The following is a 20,505-nucleotide window of genomic DNA, read 5'->3' as shown; positions in this document are numbered from 1 at the left end:
TCCTACACCAAATCCATGTCTCAAAGATGCATATTTTCCGCGCCTGCCTGCTGATAATCTTTGCCCTGCTGCTATCAAACTGGCACATTGCCAGTGCAAGCACGCCCATGCGCAGCCTGCAATTTGAACATATCAAGAGAAAACAAGGCATACAGGCCGGGCCAATTACCGATATCGTGCAAGACGCACAAGGATATATCTGGCTGGCCGGACAACAGGGATTGTCCCGCTTTGACGGCTACAAATTCACCATCTACAAGAACCAGCCGGAAAATACTGCCAGCCTGGATGACAACTGGATACGCAGCCTCTACATAGATAAATCCGGGCGACTGTGGGCAGGCAGCAGCCGCGGCGGCCTGCATCTGTATGACAGGCGGACCAATAATTTCAAACGCTATTATTCAAGCGACGCAGACAATCGCACAAATAACCCTGTACGCATGATCATCGGCGATGGCGATAACGGACTGTGGATAGCCAGCCGCAAAGGGCTCAAGCATTTCAACCCTGGTACAGAAAAATTCACGCTCTTCCAGCATGATGATGCCAGGCCCGACTCCCTGATAGATGACAAGCTGACTTCCCTGGCACTGGATGCACAAAAAAATCTCTGGATAGGCACGGTATCCGGTCTGGACTTCAAGAAATATGGCAGTGATCAATTCAAGCATTATCAGGCTGAAGCTACGCAGAACAAGGATGGAACACAAAAGGCCATAAGGGGATTGCTGATCGACCATGCGCAAAACCTGTGGATAGGAAGCAATAATGGCCTGGAAACCTGGCAGTTGGGCCAGGCTCAGATAAGCCGCCGCACATTTGGCATGAGCGAAGGCTGGATACCTGGCGTTGCCTACAGGATCATGGAAGACCGTGAACACAACATCTGGGTAGGCATGGCTGACAAAGGCTTGCTACGCTGGGATGCAGGCAGCCAGAAATTCACCAGTTACCAGAACCAGCCCGGCATCACTGAAAGCTTGTCCGATAACCAGGTAGAGGCGCTGCATCAGGACAAGACTGGCTCACTCTGGGTTGGCACCTGGTCAGGAGGCGTTAACCGAGTTGACCTCGCCAGTGGAGGCTTTACCAATTTCTCTTATTTGCCTATGAATGCCGATACGCTGAAAGACAGCAAGGTGGCATCCATGACCGAATATAACGAGCAGCTATGGTGGATAAGCACGATAGGAAAAGGCCTGAAACTGCTGGACCCGGTATCCGGCAAGGTATTGAAAACCATACGCCAGACTCCGGACGGAGACAACCGCATCAATGATCTTGATATCGTCAACGGTGTGCGTGTAACGGCCAATGGCCAGACCTGGGCATCAACCCGGGCTGGCCTGGCAAGGCTGGATGAAAAGTCTGATGAACTGGTATTGCGAACATCCAAACCGGGTGAACCATCGACGAAATTCAACATCAATGATATGCATGCCGACAAGGAGGGTAATTTGTGGCTCGCCAGTATCAATGGTTTGCTCAAGCTGGATACCCGCAAGGATGAACTGAGCGTCTACAAACACCAGACCAATAAAACTGACAGTATCGCGCATGATATCGTCAATGCCCTGTTGATGGATGAAGCTGGCGTATTTTGGGTAGCGACTCAGAATGGCCTGGACATATTTGAACTACAGTCTGGCAAGTTCAGGCATATCCAGCGCGATGCAAATAATGCGCACAGCCTGCTACATGACAATGTACTGCATGTTTTCAAGGACAGCAAAAAACAGTTATGGGTGGGTACGGAAACTGGCCTGAGCAAACTGACAGGCTGGAAAGACCAACAGGCACAATTCCAGAATTTCCCCATCAATCAGCCTGTCAATTGCCTGCTGGAAGACAGCAAGGGACGCTTGTGGATGAGTCTGGAAAGTGAACTGATGCGTCTTGATCCGGCAACCGGCGAATCAAGGCATTACACCTATGATGATGGCCTCGCAGAATCCTATTATCTGAACTCCTGCCGCATGGATAAAGCTGGCAAGATGTATTTTGGCAGCCCGTCCGGGCTGATCAGTTTCAAGCCTGAGGAAATCCGTGACAACCTTGCAGCACCGCAGGTCTTGCTCACCGACCTGAAAATTTTTAATCAATCTGTAACGACAGGAAAACTACCACAGGGGTTTTCCATGCAAGGGCAAATTCAGGATGCACATGAAATCACTTTAAAGCATGCACATACGATTTTTTCCCTGGAATTTTCTGCGTTACATTATGCCGACCCCCAGCGCAATCAATACGCTTATCAATTACAGGGATTTGATCAGGACTGGGTCTACACAGATGCCAGCAAGCGTTATGCCACTTATACCAATCTCGATCCCGGTGTTTACACCTTCAGGGTCAAGGCAGCCAACAAGGATGGTATATGGAATGAAACCGGCAGAAGCCTGAAAATTACTATCTTGCCGCCCTTCTGGCATACCATCTGGTTCAGGCTGATGCTGGCGGCAGGTTTGCTGGCTGCCATGTGGTTTACCTACCTCTGGCGAGTCTGTGCACTGGTACAGCAAAAGGATGCTCTGGAAGCCGAAGTCAACAGCAGGACCATGGAAGTCAGCGCACAAAAAGAAGAACTGGAAAAAACCAATCAAGCCCTGCTCAGGGTAAACAAGCGGCAAGAGTTGCAGCAAAGTGAATTGACGCGTTTCCTGGCTGTTGCCAGCCATGATTTGCGCCAACCCATGCATGCCCTGAATCTGTATCTTGGTGCCCTGAATAATTTTGAACTGCCTGCCGATGTGCGCCCCGTCGTCAATAATCTCCGGCATTGCGCCCGCACCATGGATGACATGTTTGCCAATCTGCTGGATTTGTCACGCCTGGATGCACAGATCGTAGAACCACAATTACAGGAATTTGCGATTGCAGAAGTGCTGGGACGGCTGGAAGTAGAGTTCGCACCGCAGGCCCTGGTGAAAGGCCTGCATTTCCAGATATTGCATAGTATGGCGGTGGTCAATAGTGACCCTGCACTGATAGAGCAAATCTTGCGCAACCTGATTGCCAATGCTATCCGCTACACGCCTGCGGGCCAGGTGATCGTCAACTGCACGGAATCCGGGCAGCTACTGCAAGTTTCAGTAGAAGATACTGGCATAGGCATTTCCCTGCATGACCAGGAAACCATTTTTGAAGAATTCTTCCAGGTCGAATCACAACGCAGCACCAAGGGAATGGGCCTGGGGCTGGCAATAGTGCAGAGACTGGTAAGGCTCATGCACATCCCCATACAATTGCGCTCCCAGCCAGGCAAAGGTTCCACTTTTGCAATCAGCCTGCCACTCATCCTGAGTGAGGAGATGAGAGACAGGCAAAGCCGCAGCAAAGCCGGTGCGACTGCTTCTTTATTACAAGCCCTGATCGTCGTCATCGATGACGATGAACGCATACTGGTCGCCATGCGTGCCTTGCTGGAACAATGGGATGCGCGTGTCATCACGGCCACCTCGGGCATGCAGGCATTGGACCTGTGCAGTGAAGAAATCAGAATTCCTGATTTACTGGTCTGTGACTACAGCCTGAAACTCAATGAAAATGGCATAGACGTGATCAACAAGCTGCGCGAAGAATTCAATCATCAGATTCCCGCCATCCTGATTACTGGCGATATTTCGGCGCAATTGTCGGACGATGCAAAAAAAGCCGAACTTATCCTCATGCACAAACCCGTGCAGGCAGAGCTTTTGCATGCATCTCTGGCACAATTGCTTAATGAAGCCAAGGAATGAAGCCAAGGAGTGAAGATGGTTTTCTGTACCAGGGCATTTGAAACAAAAACATTTACATGATGTTTACGATTTTCACCCCTGTTTTTTAGAGAATATTTACGCTGTGACTGCTAATCTTGTTTTGTGTCAAACAACACGAGATTACGATGAATCATCATTCCGGCCACACATCTGAAAACTATTCAGATGTCCTGGCATCCTGCAAGCGCGAGAAGTTCTTATTTGAAAAACATCGCGAACGCCAAAGCGCTTATGCCCAGCATCAGCCTGTAGTCACCTATAAAACATCAGCGAAATTGGTCCAAAATGATTTCGTCATGCGTATCACGGTCGACTCCGCCAGCATCACTGAACTGCGCCATCTGATACTCAAAACCTGTGGTGACCTGGTCTTGTTCATGCGCGTTAAACCAGTAGACCATGCCAGCAAAATGAAGGTGTGGTTATGCCTTAGCAAGTCCTCAGTCGACACCATCATCAGTCATATCATGCGCGCCTTGCCGCAGGCCGAATTCGGGAAAATCACACCGCTGATCGCGACCTGATTTTAAGACACGTCGACAAATCAAATCTTTAAAGAGATCACTATGTCTATCTACGAAGGCATCTGGGTTCCACTCGTCACGCCATTTAAAAATGGCAGACCTGAGCTGGATAAAGTACAGCAACTGGCCACACAATTGATGGCAGCAGGCATACATGGCCTGGTGGTCTGTGGCACTACCGGCGAGGCCGCAACATTGAATGAGCATGAGCAGAAACAGCTATTGACTGCCGTGCTGGAAGTGACGAAAAATTCTTGTCCTGTACTGATGGGTATCAGCGGTAGCGATACACATTCGCTGGCAGAAAAAGTACACGCTTATGATGACCAGCACCTGCAAGGATTTCTGGTCAGCGCGCCATCTTATCTACGTCCTTCACAAGAAGGTGTGCGCCTGCATCTTGAGACTATCGCCAGGGCGACTGAGAAAGATGTCGTCCTGTATAACGTGCCCGCCAGGACGGGGGTGAACATAGACCTGAGCACCATTATCGCGCTGGAAAAGCAAAAGAATATTGTCGCCATCAAGGAGAGCAGTGGCAATCTGACGCAAATGATGGGGCTGGTGAATTGCAGTCATCTGAAAGTTTTATGCGGAGACGATGCCATGTTGATGGATACCTTGAGCATGGGTGGCCAGGGTGCTATTTCTGCGGCGGCGCATGTGCGGCCTGATTTGTTCGTGCAATTGTATGAACTCATGCGCGCTGATTATTTTCCTGAAGCACAGGCTCTGTTTGCGAAAATGCAGAATCTCATACGTCTGTTGTTTTCAGAATCCAATCCAGCCCCCGTCAAAGCCGCACTGGCGATGCAGGGTCTGATACAGGAAGAACTGCGCCTGCCCATGACAGCCATGTCGCTTGCCGGGAAAATCAAACTTGCACATGAGCTGCAGAGACTCTCTGATTTGCCTCTACCTGTCAAAGCCAGGAGCTTGCCTGGTCCAGTTATCAACAATGTCCGTAACCTGCGCATGGTGCGCTAAGCACAAAGAAATTATCTATGATCATCACCATTGCACATGGCGCGGGAGACTGCGCCAAATCCATCGTGGCCGACAATCTCGCTACCTTGCGTACACTGTCTGGCAGCAAACTTATCTTGCTCGATAATGACGCCCGTCACTCATCTCTGGACTGGAGCCGTGCCCGTCGCTGCAAGGCTGACTGCACACCCGTGACCGTGCGCAGAGTCAGCGGCAAGGGCATGCAGGCTGAACTGGAAAACCTGGGTTTTCATTATCAGGATATTGTCATTGATGCAGAAGCACGCGACTGCATGGGCAGCCGCAGCGCCTTGCAGGCTGCCCATGTCACCATACTCGTCATCGACCTTGATCAACTGGCGCAATTGCAAGAGCAGGAACTGAGCAAGCGCATACAGCTTGCACAAGCAGAAAACCCGCGCATGCGCACTCTGGTCGTCATGAGTTGCAGTGATGTACAGGCTGCCGCTGATAAAGTGATCAGGGTAAAAGATTTTGTCAGCAAGCTGGACGCTGCAGAATTATTTCCCTATCCCTTATTCTGCGGCGGCAGTTTTCATCAGGCCTATCAGCATGGCTTGTCTGTCTGCGAATACCCTGCTGCCCATCCCATGACAATCAAGGCCATGCAGGCTTTGTCCAGCAAGGTTTTTGCCAGCCACTGAATGCAATGAAACGCCTGTTTATTGCACTTGCTGCATATAGCAGTATGACTTTGTCTGGCTTTGCTGTGCTTGCCTGTTTACAGATACAAGACTTGCGCTTGCAGATAATTTCTGGACTGATATTACTGGCAACTGCTATTTGCATATTCATGGGGATCAAGCAGAAAAATAAAGAAACTGAGCAAGGTTTTAGCATCTCGCTTTGCTTGCTGGCAGCTGCATCCCTGTCTTCACTCACGGCATATCAAACGAACACCGATAGCTGCTTAATAGAAGTTATGTTGGTGCTAGTCTCCACAAGCTTCATACAGCTAGCAATCGCCCGCCCGGGTGTACAGTGGCCTCGTCAAAAGAACTATGCACTGCTACTCATCAGCTTGCAAAAATTGTTGGCCTTGATAATAATCATGCTGGCAACACAGGAATTGCTAGCTGGCTTGCATGCGCAGTTTTCTTCAGGATTGCACCAACCATGATAGTGGCGATAGTGACTGCAGACTTTGCATCAGCAAAGTTGAGCACAGCCACCAGGTTGGCTGAACGCCGGGCACATGCAGGCAGGAACGTCTTGCTGCTTAAACAAAATAGCGCAAGAAAACAGGCTAACCAATACCGCAAAGAAGCTGAGAATATTGCATGGTCACGCCAGGAGATAAAAACGGCAGCCAGTTCTACTGCACTTTCTTGCTGTGCCATAGCTAAAGAGCTGACGCCTGGAAATGCAAATTTCCACGATATAGTGATGGATATTTCCAAGCCATTTTATGCAGATGCTGCCACCGCTTTATCCTGCTGTGAGCTGTTGGTATGCCATACAGAACTGGATAAATGGAATAAAGAAAAACAGGCCAAACTCTATAAATGCATCAGGCTGGCGCGCAATAAAAATAAGGGTTTACCAGTGCTGATCACGATAGATAAAATCGCTTGCATGCAAAGCCAGAAATTTATCAGTGACTTATCCCGACAGCTTTGCCATATCAAATTCATTTACCTCGATCAGGCGCATGATATGTCGCTGACTCAGCTTTACAGGGCAATCTATTTACCATGATTGCCCTGTAATTTCCCCTGCCTAGCATGAGCCAGAATTGCATCTGGCTCACCATGTTCTGACTCAGAAGGTTTTGCTAACCATTACTACCAGTGCTGTCTTGCCGAGGAACTTGCCGTTGGCTGGCGATGCATAAGCCACTTCACCCGCATTGGTGCCGATGACGGCCACAGCACCTGTAACGATACCAAAGTCTTTTGTCAAACCCAGCTTCCAGTCTGTATAACTGTAAGCACCATTATTCTTCACTTGCTGGTGACCGGCATGCAGGTTCAGTGTCAGGCCGGTGGCCATTTCCACATTCGCACCCAGGTCCAGATAGCCACTGTTTTTACTATCGGCAAAACCGAACAGGTTGGTGACAGAGTGTGAATATTTGGCATAAGCCGGGCCGTAGGAAAGCTGACCATAAATCTCTGTGGTATTCGCACTCACCGCCAGGCCATTGGATGGATAGACATAGCTGAGTACACCGACGTCATAGCTGATGTCCTTGCTGAGCTCACCGCGCTTGCCTGCGTACAGATCAATTTCCACATCGCCACCACCGCCAGCATCCTTGGTCCATTTGATGGTGGATGCCCATGTGCCGGCATAAAAGCCGCTGGGATTATGGGTATAGTCAGCACCGCCCTGCAATGCAGCTTGCAGGCGTGTTTGCGAAATGCCGCGATAACGGTAATCAGAAGTCACTGCTGCATTGAAGCTGATTTCATGCTCAGGTTTGGCATCTTCTGCGCTGGCATATCCGGCAAAAAAGACGGTGCTGATGGCTGCTGCCATGATGAGTTTTTTCATTTGAGTCCGCTCAAAAAGTATTTGCAAAATTTAAGGATGCAAAAGTCCCACCGGCGAGCAAAGGCTGCTGCCGGTTATTCAAATAGGCAATGTGGTTTTAAGTTGGGAGCAGGAGGCGGTAGCCTATCGCTGTCTCTGTCAACAAATAGCGCGGCTGCGCCGGGTCATCTTCGAGTTTCTGTCGCAAATGCCCCATGTAGATGCGCAGGTAATGACCGCTTTCAGAATGGCTGGGGCCCCAGACTTCACGCAGTAATTGCGGGTTGGTGACGACCCTGCCTACATTGGTGACCAGCACCATCAGCAGCCGGAACTCTGTCGGTGTCAGTTTCACCATCGCCCCGGCCTTGGTGACGAGGCGGGCTTTCATATCGACCTTGACATCGCCAAACTGGACTATGCCGTCGACATTGACACCAGGCTGGCGCTGACGCCGGAACGTCGCACGTACGCGTGCCAGTAGTTCACCCACGCCAAAAGGCTTGCTGAGGTAATCATCAGCGCCGGCATCGAGCGCCTTGATCTTGTCCTGTTCACTGACGCGGGCAGACAAGACGATGATGGGAACATTAGACCATTTGCGTACATCGAGGATGAAGTCGATGCCGTCGCCATCTGGCAGACCCAGGTCAAGGATGATGAGGTCAGGCTGGCGTGTACCAGCATCGACGAGACCACGTTGCAAGTTGACTGATTCATGGACTTGCCATTGTTCTTCTTCGAGCGCATTGCGCACGAAGCGGCGTATCTGTGGTTCATCTTCGACCAGCAAGGCGACTGGCGTTGTTTGAGTAGCAGTAGTCATCGTGTGCTTATTCTTCAAGATCAGGCATCGCCGGTGGCGTGCCTAAAGGCAGGGTAAAGATGAAACAGGCTCCACCATTCGGCGATTGCGCTGCATGCATGCTGCCCTTGTGGGCCGTGATAATGGCACGGCAAATTGCCAGCCCCAGGCCAACGCCGGGCAGGGCAGATTCACGTTCACCACGGGTAAATTTTTCAAATATGGCTTCTTCACGCCCGGCTGGTAGACCCGGCCCATTGTCATAGACCTTGGCTTCCAGCATGCTGCCATTGAGCTCGGCAGAAATGGTGATGAGGGAATTTGCCGGGGTATATTTGCAGGCATTTTCCAGCAGGTTACACAGTACCCGTTCTATCAGCACAGCATCAAAATTAATCAGTGGTAAAGCAGCTTCCAGCCTGGTTTCCACTTGATGTGTTTGCAGTTGCGCACTGCAGATGCGCAGGGAAGTGCCGACTACTTCTTCAAATGTCAGCCACTGCAAATTCAGTTTGACTTCGCCACTTTCTATCCTCGCCATGTCGAGCAAATTAGTCACCAGGGCAGACAGGCGCAGGGTCTCGTCACGCAGGGCTTGCGCCATGTGCAGTTGTGCATCCGCCAGTGCGGGTTTGGACATGGCCAGTGATTCCGAAATACCCACCAGCGAAGTCAGTGGTGTGCGCAAATCATGCGACAGCGCAGCCAGCAGTGAATTGCGCAGGCGTTCAGATTCCATATGAATCAGGGCATCTTGCGCGACCTCGATATAGTGCACGCGTTCCAGCGCGATTGCTGCCAGGGCGGCAAAGGTATCGAGTTGCTGTCTTTGCTCGGGTATCATGATCCAGCGCTTGCTCTCTGGCTGTATCGCCAGCAAGCCGCGGGTGCGCATGGGTGCGACCAGAGGCAGGTAAAAGAAGTTACTGGCGGGCAGGGTATCCGTGCCTATGCCTGCTGCCTCTACCTTGTCGAAAGCCCATTGCGCGATACCCAGGTCCAGGCCTGCGAGCATATTATCTGGTGCCTGCAGACGCCCTGCATCATCCGGCAAGAGCAAAGTAGCCTTGGCGCGGAAGGCACGCTGCACGATGACTTGGGTGGTTTCTGAAATCTGCTCAGCCTGCAAGACGCCGGACAAGTCACGGGCAAATTCATACAGGGCACGCGCGCGGTTTTCCCTATGGCTGGCGACCCTGGCCTGATAGCGCAAATCTGCCGTCAGGTGACCGGTGATCAGGCCGACCACCAGCATGACGGCAAAGGTCATCAGGTATTGAAAATCACTGACGGCAAAAGAAAAGCGCGGTTGTACAAAAAAGAAATCAAATACAGCAATACCAACTATCGTTGCCAGCACCGAAGGGCCACGGCCAAATTTGACGGCGACCAGGACCACGGTCAGTAAAAACAGCATGGCAATATTGACGAGATTGAAAACCTCGAACAAGGGGGCGGCAACCAACCCTGCTGCCACACTGGCCAGGGCGGCGTAAACATAACGCCAGTGCCGTGCTGGTACACGCGGTGTGGCAGGCTCATTGATACTGACAGCCTGTGTCTGTTTTTCTTGAGCGGTTTCCGATCTGGCGATCCTGGCCTCACCTACCTCGATCAAATCCAGATCGGGAGCGTAGTCGGCGATATCGTTCAACAGTTTAGCTTGCTGCCAAGCTAGTCGCCACTTACCATTCCACTTACTGTTGCGACGCCCCAGCACCACACGCGAAAAATTGTGGCTATGGGCATAATCAACTATCGCCAGCGCAATATCCTTGCCGGTCAGCACGGCAGTCACTGCACCCAGGTCTTGCGCCAGCTTCAGGGTTTTTAATATGCGTTCGCGCTGCGCCGATGGCAGCCTTTGCAACTGCGGTGTCTCTACATACACGGCATGCCATTCTGCATTCATCTGGCTGGCCAGGCGGGCAGCGCTGCGTACCAGGTGGTTGGCATCACCGTGCGGGCCTATGCAGGCCAGCAGGGCGGCATCGGTCTTCCAGATCGTGCCTATGGACTTTTCTATGCGATAGGCCTGTACATCATCTTCGACCCTGTCGGCGGTGCGGCGCAGGGCCAGCTCGCGCAAAGCGATCAGATTACCTTTGCGGAAAAAATTCTTGGCAGCGCGTTCTGCCTGTTGCAGCTTATAGACGCGGCCAGACTTGAGCCTGGCCAATAACTCGTCAGCCGGGATATCCACCAGCACGACTTCATCAGCTTCATCAAACACCTTGTCCGGCAGAGTTTCATTGACGCGTATGCCGGTGATGCCACCGACCACGTCATTCAGGCTTTCCAGATGCTGGACATTGACGGTGGTATACACATCGATACCGGCGCTTAGTAATTCATCCACGTCTTGCCAGCGCTTGGGGTGGCGTGAACCGGCAGCATTGGAATGTGCGAGTTCATCCATCAAGATCAATGGCGGGTGACGCTCCAGCGCTGTGTCTATGTCAAATTCACTGAGGGTCTTGTCGCGGTAAGCGATGGCTTTCGGAGGCAAGACTTCGAGACCATCGACCAGGGCTGCGGTTTCATCACGGCCATGGGTTTCTATGACACCGACCAATACCTGCTGGCCCTCGGCCACCAGCTTGCGTGCGGCAGTCAGCATGGCGTAGGTCTTGCCTACGCCAGCGGATGCACCGAAATAGATACGCAGCTTGCCACGCGTGGCCCGGCGTTCTTGCTCCTGCACATGGGCAAGCAAGACATCAGGGTCAGGGCGTTGTTCGCTATTAGTGGCCATATTGATCTTATTCTTAAACTACTTGGCGAGCTTGTCCAGTGCCAGATTCAAAGCCAGCACATTGACCCTGGCCTCACCCAGCAAACCCAGGGCGGGATGTTGCGCCAACTGGTCTATGATAGCCTTGACTTGCGACTCTTGCAGCTTGCGTTCGCGTGCCACCCGGGCGAGCTGGTAATTGGCTGCAGCCAGGCTGATTTCAGGATCTAGCCCACTGGCCGATGCCGTCACCAGATCGACTGGGATTTTTGCCGTATTGCCAGGGTCAGCCGCCTTCAAGGCCTCTACCCGGCCTTTGATCGCATCAAATTGCGCCACATTGGTGGGGCCAAAGTTGGAACCACTGGATGCGCCTGCATTATTTGGCATGGGACCAGTCGCAGATGGCCTGCCCCAAAAGTATTTCGGCGACGTGAAAGCCTGGCCTATCAGGGAAGAACCAACGGTCTTGCCATCCTGTACGACCAGGCTGCCTTCTGCCTGATCGTTAAACATTACTTTGCCCAGGCCTGTCATGGCATAGGGATAGATAACGCCAACCACCAGTGTCAGCCCGGCGAGCAGGACGATGGCGGGGCGAAAAATTGAACTATCAGTGTCATTGTTTGTAATAGTACTCATGATGATTCCTTATTGAGCGATATAAATTCAGGCAAGATGCAAAACGGCCAGGATGACATCAATGAGCTTGATGCCAACAAAAGGCAGGACGATGCCACCCAGGCCATAGATCAGCAGGTTACGGCGCAACAGCAGCGATGCACCGATGGCGCGGTATTTGACACCTTTCAAAGCCAGCGGGATCAGGAAGACGATGATCAGGGCATTGAAGATCACCGCAGACATGATGGCCGATGAAGGGCTGGTCAGGTGCATGATGTCCAGCGCCTTGAGCTGTGGATAAGTGGCGACAAAGGCTGCCGGGATAATCGCAAAATATTTGGCGATATCATTCGCAATCGAAAACGTCGTCAGCGAACCACGTGTCATCAGCATCTGTTTGCCTATCTCGACGATTTCCAGCAGCTTGGTAGGATTGGAATCCAGGTCCACCATATTGCCAGCCTCTTTTGCTGCCTGCGTGCCGGATGCCATGGCGACTGCCACGTCAGCCTGTGCCAGTGCCGGTGCATCATTGGTGCCGTCACCTGTCATGGCGACCAGACGGCCTTCTGCCTGGTGGCTGCGTATCAGTTTGAGCTTGTCTTCTGGCGTGGCTTCTGCCAGAAAGTCATCAACACCGGCCTCGGCTGCGATGGCGGCGGCTGTCAGGCGGTTGTCGCCAGTAATCATGATGGTCTTGATACCCATGCGGCGCAACTCGGCAAATCTTTCCTTGATGCCACCCTTGACGATATCTTTGAGTTCTATCGCGCCCATGACCTTGCCATCATCAACGACGACCAATGGCGTGCTGCCACGGCGTGAAATATCATCCACGGTTTTACTGAGTTCGGCAGGAAAGGGGCGACCGAGGGATTCAACGAACTTCTTGACGGAATCTGCAGCGCCCTTGCGTATCTGACGATTGCCGATATCGACACCACTCATGCGGGTTTGTGCAGTGAATTGCACAAAAGTCGCATTCAGGCTGGCCATCTCACGTTCACGCAAATTGTATTTTTGCTTGGCGAAGATGACGATGCTGCGGCCTTCTGGTGTTTCATCTGCGAGAGAAGCCAGTTGGGCAGAGTCAGCCAGTTGTGGCAGCGTCACACCAGCCGCAGGGAAAAAATCAGACGCCTGACGGTTACCCAGGGTGATAGTGCCGGTTTTATCCAGCATCAAGACGTCAACGTCACCGGCAGCTTCCACCGCACGGCCAGACGTAGCGATGACATTCGCCTGCATCATGCGGCTCATGCCAGCCACACCAATGGCAGACAGCAAGCCGCCTATGGTGGTAGGAATCAGGCAAACCAGCAAGGCAATCAGCACCGTGATGGAGATAGGGGCAGAAGCAAAACCGGCGGCCTTGGCGGCATCGACGCTGAACAGCGAGAATGGCAGCAAGGTCACCGTCACCACCAGGAAGATGATGGTCAGGGCCACCAGCAAAATGGTCAGGGCAACTTCATTCGGTGTCTTCTGGCGTTTCGCACCTTCTACCATGGCGATCATGCGGTCGATGAAGGCTTCACCAGGGTTGGATGTTACACGCATCACCAGCCAGTCTGACAAGACGCGGGTACCACCGGTGACGGCAGAAAAATCACCGCCAGATTCACGTATCACGGGTGCGGATTCACCAGTGATGGCGCTTTCATCGACTGTCGCCACACCTTCTATGACTTCACCATCGATAGGGATAACGTCGTTGGCTTCGACCAGTACCACATCGCCCTTGCGCAAGTCATTGGCCTGGGCTGGCAGCCAGGTGGTGCCATGTTTTGGTATCGCCAGTTTCTTGGCCATCACGGTTTGCTTCAATGCGCGCAGGGAAGCGGCCTGGGCCTTGCTACGGCCTTCTGCCAGTGCTTCGGCAAAATTGGCAAACAGGACGGTGAACCATAACCAGATGGAAATCGCCAGGATAAAGCCAGGGCTGGCTTCCCCTTCACCCATCAGGGATTGCACGAACAACATGCTGGTGATGATGCTGCCTACATAGACTACAAACATCACCGGACTGCGTAATTGCGTGCGTGGGCTGAGTTTTTTGAATGAATCGATGACGGCAGGCATGATCAGACTGCTGTCGAATAGCGACAAGCGTGGCTTGCCGCTGGATGTTGTGTCGCCAGCTTGTCCAGCGCCAGGTTTGGCGGCTGTATTGACTTTGCTGTCTGTCGACTTTTGTACACTGGTACTAGACATGTTAATCCCCTTAGACTACGAGTGGGTCTGAATGAGTGTGCTCCATCAGGCAAAGCCTCATTCAGGTTCCCCAAATTATTTCGTGCGTTATTTCGCTATCAGTTGCAGATGTTCAACCACCGGACCCAGTGCCAGGGCAGGCACATAATTGAGCACGCTGATAAGCACCACCGTACCCACCAGCAAGGCGATGAACATGGGGCCATGGGTGGGCATGGTGCCAGCATTGGCTTCCAGCCTTTTCTTGCCTGCCAGTGAACCGGCTATCGCCAGCACAGGCACGATCATGGCAAAGCGGCCAAACCACATGGCGATCGCCAGCATGATGTTGTAAAAGGGTGTATTCGCACTCAGGCCGGCAAAGGCGCTGCCATTGTTATTGGCGGCTGAAGTAAAGGCATACAGCACTTCAGAAAAACCATGGGCACCAGGATTCAGGATGCCGGCCTTGCCTGCTTCTGACATGACTGCGATGGCCGTGCCTGCCAGCACCAGAACAGGTGTCACCAGGATGGCGATGGAAGTCATCTTCATTTCAAATGCCTGGATTTTTTTGCCCAGGTATTCCGGTGTGCGGCCTATCATCAGGCCAGCGATAAAAACGGCCAGTATCGCGAAGATCAGCATGCCGTACAGGCCACTGCCTACGCCGCCAAACACTACTTCACCAAACTGCATGAGCACGATAGGCACCAGGCCGCCGATAGGCATGAGGGAATCATGCATGGCATTCACCGCGCCGCAAGACGCTGCGGTGGTCACAGCGACAAACAGGCTGGAGGCACTTATGCCAAAGCGGGTTTCCTTGCCTTCCATATTGCCACCGGCTTGCAGAGCTGACGTGGCCTGGTCGATATTCATGCTGGCCAGTACAGGATGAGTCTGCTGCTCAGACAGCATCACCGTCAGCGTCATGGCCACGAACAAGACTGTCATTGCCGTCAAAACCGCCCAACCCTGGCGCATATCACCAACCATGTGGCCAAAGGCAAAGCACAGTGCAGCAGGGATCAGAAAGATGGCGATCATCTCCATGAAATTGCTCAGGTAGCTGGGGTTTTCATAAGGATGTGCCGAGTTGGCATTGAAAAAGCCGCCACCATTGGTGCCCAGCATCTTGATCGCTTCTTGTGAGGCAACCGGGCCCATGGGCAGGGTCTGGGTAGTAGCCGTCAGGGTTTCCATGACAGGTGCGCCCTTGTCATCTTTTAAAGGCTGGGCGTCGGGTCCGAGCTTGGGCTGGCTGTAGGTGACAGGGTCGATCAGTTGCACCTCTTTATAGCCAGAGAAATTCTGGATCACGCCCTGGCCCATGAGGAAGGCCGCAAAAATGACAGCCAGTGGCAACAGAAGATACAGAGTGGAACGTGTGATATCAGTCCAGAAATTGCCTATGGATGTGGCTGAATGACGGCTGAAACCACGTATCAGCGCAAACACGACTGCTATGCCGGTCGCTGCGGAAAAGAAGTTTTGTCCAGCCAGCACCAGCATCTGGGTCAGGTAACTCATGGTGGATTCGCCGGCATAGCCTTGCCAGTTGGTATTGGCGACAAAGCTGACGGCGGTATTGAGGGATGAATCCATGCTGACATTGGCCATGTTTTGCGGATTCAAAGGCAACCAGACTTGCAGGCGCTGCACGGCATACACCAGCAGCGCACCCAGGGTATTAAAGATCAGCAGGGCGATGGCATATTGCTTCCAGCCCATGCCCGCTTCAGTTTTCACACCGGCGAGGCGATACAGGCCTTTTTCCAGCCAGCGTAACCAGCCCATGCCGGGTACAGCAGCCTTGTCATCCGCTATTCTGGCGATGAAGCCACCAAGGGGATAAGCCAGGAGCAATAGTACGGTCAGGAACAATACCAATAAAACAATTGCTTGCGTAGTCATCACAGCTCCTCGGCATTCAACAAGGCTGCGATCAGATAGACGAACAAGGCGGCAGCCACCACCGTGCCCAGGATGTAGAAGGGATTCATGCTTTTGCTCCCAGAGTGTCGCAGGCCAGCACCAGGGCCCAGACCAGCAGGAAGAACATTCCCATGCCTGCGAGATATAAAAATTCCATCAGATATTCCATGCTTTACTCCTTCGTTTTTACACAGTGAAGCATAGTGAGAAGCGTGTAAAAAATTCGTAAAGACTTAAACAGGGGGCGTAAACAAAGTGTAAAAATTAAAGATGTAAAAATTCAAAATGTAAAAATTCGGCAGGGTTCGGCAAAATTCGCAATTCAAAGGCAAATTGAAAGAGCGCGGATATTGATCTAAGATTAAGGGAGACTGTCTTGATATATTTTTGTCATGATTAAACGAATGACAAAGAATGTTGACTTATCAAAAGTTAACTAACGCCATTCTTGCTTTGCCGCATAATTGCTCAAGTCTTTTAAAGTCTTTATTCATGTACAAGCCTGAGCAATTTGCCCATACCAGAAATTTTCGCCAGGAAATAAGGCTGGGGCATTTTCTATTGATCATGCTGGCCTACTTTGGTGCTGGCCGCATAGGTTTATCCATCCCCTATATCAATCCCAATGTCAGCCTGATCTGGTTGCCAACCGGCATCGCCATCACAGGCTTGCTGCGTTATGGCAGGCTGGCTGCAGTTGCCATATTTATAGCGGCATGGTTGCTGGAAATATCGGCAGGCTTTAGCGTACTGGTGGCTGGCAGCCTGGCCGTGGGCAATACCCTGGGGCCTGTGCTCAGTAAATGGTTATTACGCAAACAGGGTTTCAGACGAGATTTTTCCAGGCGGCGCGATGTCATCGGCTTTGGCATGGCGGTCATGCTGGGCATGTGCATCTCGGCAACGGGTGGCACATTAACGCTCTGGTTGCATGGCCTCAACACGGATCTGGCGGCAGTCTGGCTGACCTGGTGGGCAGGCGATACTGTCGGTGCCTTGCTGGCCGCTCCCTTGCTGCTGTCTTTTTCATTCAAGTCCCTGGCTGGTCTATCCAGACGCAGGAAAGAGATTTTTGGCTTCCTGCTGGTGTTTGCACTGGCCAACTGGCTGATTTTTGCATCTCCTTATAGCCATCTGCACCTGACTTTCATCATGGTGGGCATCATGATCTGGGCAGCCATGCGTTTTGGCATTACCGGTGCCTCCTGCGCGGTGCTGATCACCTCTTTATTCTCGGCCTGGACTACTTCCCACAGCATGGGGCCGTTTTATGATGGTGGCCAGGCCAACCTGCTGATACTCTGGGCCTATATGACGACCATGGTGCTGATCACCCTGATCATCACTGCCCTGCAGTCAGAAAGCATAGACGCCACGCGACAGATACAGGAGGCTTATCAGCGCATCAATAAAGTCGCCTCGCGCCTGCCTGGCCTGGTCTTGCAATACCGCATACGGCCTGACCATAGCGCCTCCATCCCGTTTGCCAGCGATGCCATCGTGCAGATGTTTGAAGTCACGCATGAAGAAGTCAGGAACGATGCCCTGCATTTGTTTGCCCGCATAGACCCGCGAGATATAGAAAAGGGTACTGAGCTGATACGCGATGCCATGCGCAATCTGGCACCCTGGCAAAGTGAATTCCGCATGCATCGCAAGGATGGCACGGTGCGCTGGCTGTATCTGGATGGCCTGCCTGAGCCTGAACCTGGTGGTTCTATGCTATGGCATTGCTTCATTACCGACATCACAGAACGCAAACAGGCCGAGCAGGATTTGCGCATTGCTGCCTGCACCTTTGAATCACAGGAAGGTATTTTCGTCACGGATGCCAACTGGATCATGCTGAGGCTGAACCAGGCGTTCACCCGCATTTCTGGTTATACGACAGAAGACCTGATAGGCAGGCGTCCGCCCTTGCACAAGACCAAACAGCAGGACAGGGATTTTTTTGAGCAGATCAATCTCTCACTGGCCGAACACCGCTACTGGCATGGTGAACTATGGAGCCGCCGCAAGAATGGGGAAATTTATCCGCAAATGGTGACACTGACGGCCATCACCGATAACCGTGGTGAAGTCAGCAATTACATAGGTTCTTTCAATGACATCAGCCGCCACAAAGGTTATGAAGCCGAGATACGCAATCTGGCTTTTTATGATCCGCTGACGCAATTACCGAATCGCCGTTTGCTCATGGACAGGTTGCAACACCTGATCTCGGTCAGCAACCGCAAGGACAATCATAGCGCCATCCTTTTCATTGACCTTGATAATTTCAAGACCCTCAACGATACCCGCGGCCATGACGCTGGCGATCTGCTTTTGATAGAAACCGCCAGCCGCCTGCAAACCTGCGTGCGTGACAGTGATACCGTGGCACGACTCGGTGGCGATGAATTTGTCGTAGTGCTGGAAGAACTGAGCATAGAAAAAGAAGATGCCCTGCGCCAGGCTGACCGCATCGCCGAGAAGATACGTCAGCTACTGAGCCAGCCTTATATGATCACTGACTTTGAACATCATGGATCGAGCAGCATCGGTGTCTGCCTGTTCCAGGGTGGCGATATCACGGTCAAGGATTTGTTCAAGCGTGCTGATACTGCCATGTATGAAGCCAAGACGGCAGGCCGCAATGCAGTGCGCTTTTTTGATCCCGCCATGCAGGCGATACTTGTGGTGCGCATGTTGCTGGAATCGAATTTACGCGTGGCACTGGCGAATAATCAATTCCAGCTTTACTACCAGGTGCAGGTTAATTCTGAAGGCAAGCTCATCGGTGCTGAAGCCCTGCTGCGCTGGATACACCCTGACCGTGGTTTTATTTCACCGGCAGATTTCATCCCGCTGGCAGAAGAAACCGGCCTGATTATCCCCATAGGTTTATGGGTGCTGGAAACTGCCTGCGCCCAGATCAAGCAATGGGAAAGCAGCAAGGAGACCCGTCACCTGACCCTGGCTGTGAATGTCAGCGCCAAGCAATTCCAGCAGCCTGATTTTGTCGATACCCTCAGTGAAATCATACGCCGCCACAAGATAGATGCGACCCGCCTGAAAATAGAACTGACCGAGAGTACGGTGCTCGACAATGTCGATGCTACGACAGAGAAAATGCATGAATTGAAAAAACTGGGTATCGCTTTTTCCATGGATGATTTTGGCACTGGCTATTCTTCGCTGGCGTACTTGCAACGCCTGCCGCTGAACCAGTTAAAAATAGATCAGTCTTTTGTGCGTGATCTCAGTCATGATGAAAATGATGCGACCATCGTGCGCGCCATTATTTCTCTCGGCGTTAACCTTGGTTTGAACGTGATTGCCGAAGGCGTGGAAACTAGCGCCCAGCGGGCGTTTTTGATTGCCCATAACTGCTATGCCTTCCAGGGTTATTACTTCTCCAAGCCATTGCCGCTGGAAGGCTTCCACGCCCTGTTAAAAGCGCCGGAATCAGATCAGATTTAATAGCCGTACATCGAGCTTGCCATCCTGCATGGGCGGGCACCAGAAATAGCTGCCTGTCTGCGGCACCGTGAACTGGAACAGGGCATCAGTGACACCATCTTCAGCACCTGACATGCGTTTCAACTGCACTTCAAATGGGTAGAAGGAATTGGCAAAGGCGACAAAATACAGACCTGCTTTATCCTGTGCAGACCAGGGCATGGAACGCCTGAGCATGAAAGCTTCAGGCGTGAAATCTTCTTGTGCAGTACGCTTGACGTGGGCTGATTCTGGCGCATCTTCCAGCTCTTCATTATCAACTCGTCGACGGCCCACGGCATTGTCCTGGTCTGCTGTTGCCATGGCATCAAAACGATCAAATTTGTGCAGCCATTGCTGGATGGCGACAAAGCTCGAACCCGCCAGACCTGGCGTGTCACCCGCAACAAAAGCAGCAGCGATGGCTGCATCGTCATGCGGATTTTCTGTACCATCTTCATAACCGCTGAGGTCACGGCCTTCTTTGTATTTGAAGGCATCAACCTGCTGCTGCACTTCAAACGCGGGTGCCAGCAAAGCAAGGAGTTGATGTAATTGACGAACCAGGTCACCGCGTTCATGCTGGCGCAACCAGCACCACAATGCGGCAGGTGTCGCTGGCAGGCGCATGCGACTGCCATCTATGCCATGGAATTCTTTCATGCCTGCGATCTCGCTGCCCAATACTTGCAAGAGGCTGACACCAAAGCCTATGACCAGACTCTGGCCATCGGTCTTGTCTGCCAGTGCGCGCACGACGCTCTTGACGGTTACTGCGTCTGCACCTGCCTTGATATTCAGACTGAGATAAACGGCATGGGCAGGGGCTGCCTGTAATATGCCTTCCTGGAATAAGTTCATGTACGGCTCCACTTTTTTCGAATTGATTGAATAGCGACAAATTTGTTTTAGCAAGCATAACGCATCTTGCTGAAATCCAGATTGCTCGCTACAATCAAA

The 20,505-nt window shown here is 52.1% G+C and carries 15 protein-coding genes; 7 read left to right on the top strand and 8 right to left on the bottom strand.

From position 1 onward, the window contains the following. The first annotated feature begins 26 nt into the window (after positions 1-26). The 6 genes from DFR42_RS08030 to DFR42_RS08005 all read left to right on the top strand — a co-directional run bounded on the left by DFR42_RS08030 (position 27) and on the right by DFR42_RS08005 (position 6,994). Positions 27-3,743 (top strand): two-component regulator propeller domain-containing protein, encoded by a 3,717-nt coding sequence (locus DFR42_RS08030; RefSeq protein ID WP_110254468.1) that lies wholly within the window; start codon positions 27-29, stop codon positions 3,741-3,743. Positions 3,744-3,889: 146 nt separating this feature from the next. Then, positions 3,890-4,288, top strand: a complete 399-nt coding sequence (locus DFR42_RS29720; protein WP_245936881.1) for a hypothetical protein — start codon at positions 3,890-3,892, stop codon at positions 4,286-4,288. A gap of 42 nt (positions 4,289-4,330) precedes the next feature. Continuing rightward, on the top strand, positions 4,331-5,275 hold the full coding sequence (gene dapA, locus DFR42_RS08020) for a 4-hydroxy-tetrahydrodipicolinate synthase (protein WP_110254467.1): 945 nt from the start codon (positions 4,331-4,333) through the stop codon (positions 5,273-5,275). Between the two features lie 17 nt (positions 5,276-5,292). Beyond that, positions 5,293-5,940 (top strand): hypothetical protein, encoded by a 648-nt coding sequence (locus DFR42_RS08015; protein WP_110254466.1) that lies wholly within the window; start codon positions 5,293-5,295, stop codon positions 5,938-5,940. 5 nt (positions 5,941-5,945) lie between these two features. Beyond that, entirely contained in the window at positions 5,946-6,416 is a 471-nt protein-coding gene (locus DFR42_RS08010; RefSeq protein ID WP_110254465.1) for a hypothetical protein, read from the top strand. Continuing rightward, a complete protein-coding gene (locus DFR42_RS08005; protein WP_110254464.1) occupies positions 6,413-6,994 on the top strand; it encodes a hypothetical protein in 582 nt (193 codons plus the stop codon). Before DFR42_RS08010 ends, DFR42_RS08005 begins: the two co-directional genes overlap by 4 nt. A 63-nt stretch (positions 6,995-7,057) precedes the next feature. Here DFR42_RS08005 and DFR42_RS08000 read toward each other — a convergent pair whose 3' ends face one another. From DFR42_RS08000 to kdpF, 7 genes are all read right to left on the bottom strand, one after another. Beyond that, complete coding sequence (locus DFR42_RS08000) at positions 7,058-7,792, bottom strand: TorF family putative porin (RefSeq protein ID WP_110254463.1); 735 nt, start codon at positions 7,790-7,792, stop codon at positions 7,058-7,060. Positions 7,793-7,889: 97 nt separating this feature from the next. Continuing rightward, a complete protein-coding gene (kdpE, locus tag DFR42_RS07995; RefSeq protein WP_110254462.1) occupies positions 7,890-8,597 on the bottom strand; it encodes a two-component system response regulator KdpE in 708 nt (235 codons plus the stop codon). A 7-nt stretch (positions 8,598-8,604) separates the two neighbouring features. Next, positions 8,605-11,331, bottom strand: a complete 2,727-nt coding sequence (gene kdpD, locus DFR42_RS07990) for a two-component system sensor histidine kinase KdpD (RefSeq protein WP_110254461.1) — start codon at positions 11,329-11,331, stop codon at positions 8,605-8,607. A gap of 18 nt (positions 11,332-11,349) precedes the next feature. After that, entirely contained in the window at positions 11,350-11,952 is a 603-nt protein-coding gene (kdpC, locus tag DFR42_RS07985; protein ID WP_110254460.1) for a potassium-transporting ATPase subunit KdpC, read from the bottom strand. 27 nt (positions 11,953-11,979) lie between these two features. Continuing rightward, entirely contained in the window at positions 11,980-14,148 is a 2,169-nt protein-coding gene (gene kdpB / locus DFR42_RS07980; RefSeq protein WP_110254459.1) for a potassium-transporting ATPase subunit KdpB, read from the bottom strand. An 87-nt stretch (positions 14,149-14,235) separates the two neighbouring features. Next, positions 14,236-16,044, bottom strand: coding sequence for a potassium-transporting ATPase subunit KdpA (kdpA, locus tag DFR42_RS07975; protein ID WP_110254458.1), 1,809 nt, complete (start codon positions 16,042-16,044; stop codon positions 14,236-14,238). Further along, positions 16,044-16,133 carry a K(+)-transporting ATPase subunit F gene (kdpF, locus tag DFR42_RS07970; protein WP_110254457.1) on the bottom strand — a complete coding sequence of 30 codons (90 nt, stop codon included), beginning with the start codon at positions 16,131-16,133 and terminating at the stop codon, positions 16,044-16,046. The genes kdpA and kdpF overlap by 1 nt, the downstream gene beginning before the upstream one ends. A 424-nt stretch (positions 16,134-16,557) precedes the next feature. Here kdpF and DFR42_RS07965 point away from each other — a divergent pair, with 424 nt between their 5' ends. Then, positions 16,558-19,527: a bifunctional diguanylate cyclase/phosphodiesterase gene (locus DFR42_RS07965; protein ID WP_170133443.1), complete on the top strand. Its 2,970-nt coding sequence runs from the start codon at positions 16,558-16,560 to the stop codon at positions 19,525-19,527. Here the strand turns inward: DFR42_RS07965 and DFR42_RS07960 are convergent. Then, on the bottom strand, positions 19,513-20,406 hold the full coding sequence (locus DFR42_RS07960) for a Dyp-type peroxidase (protein WP_110254455.1): 894 nt from the start codon (positions 20,404-20,406) through the stop codon (positions 19,513-19,515). The genes DFR42_RS07965 and DFR42_RS07960 overlap by 15 nt on opposite strands. Between the last annotated feature and the right edge of the window lie 99 nt (positions 20,407-20,505).

This window comes from Undibacterium pigrum, assembly GCF_003201815.1.
GTDB lineage: Bacteria > Pseudomonadota > Gammaproteobacteria > Burkholderiales > Burkholderiaceae_D > Undibacterium > Undibacterium pigrum.
The sequence above is the reverse complement of the archived record's forward strand: the minus strand, read 5'-3'. Positions and strand labels throughout refer to the sequence as shown.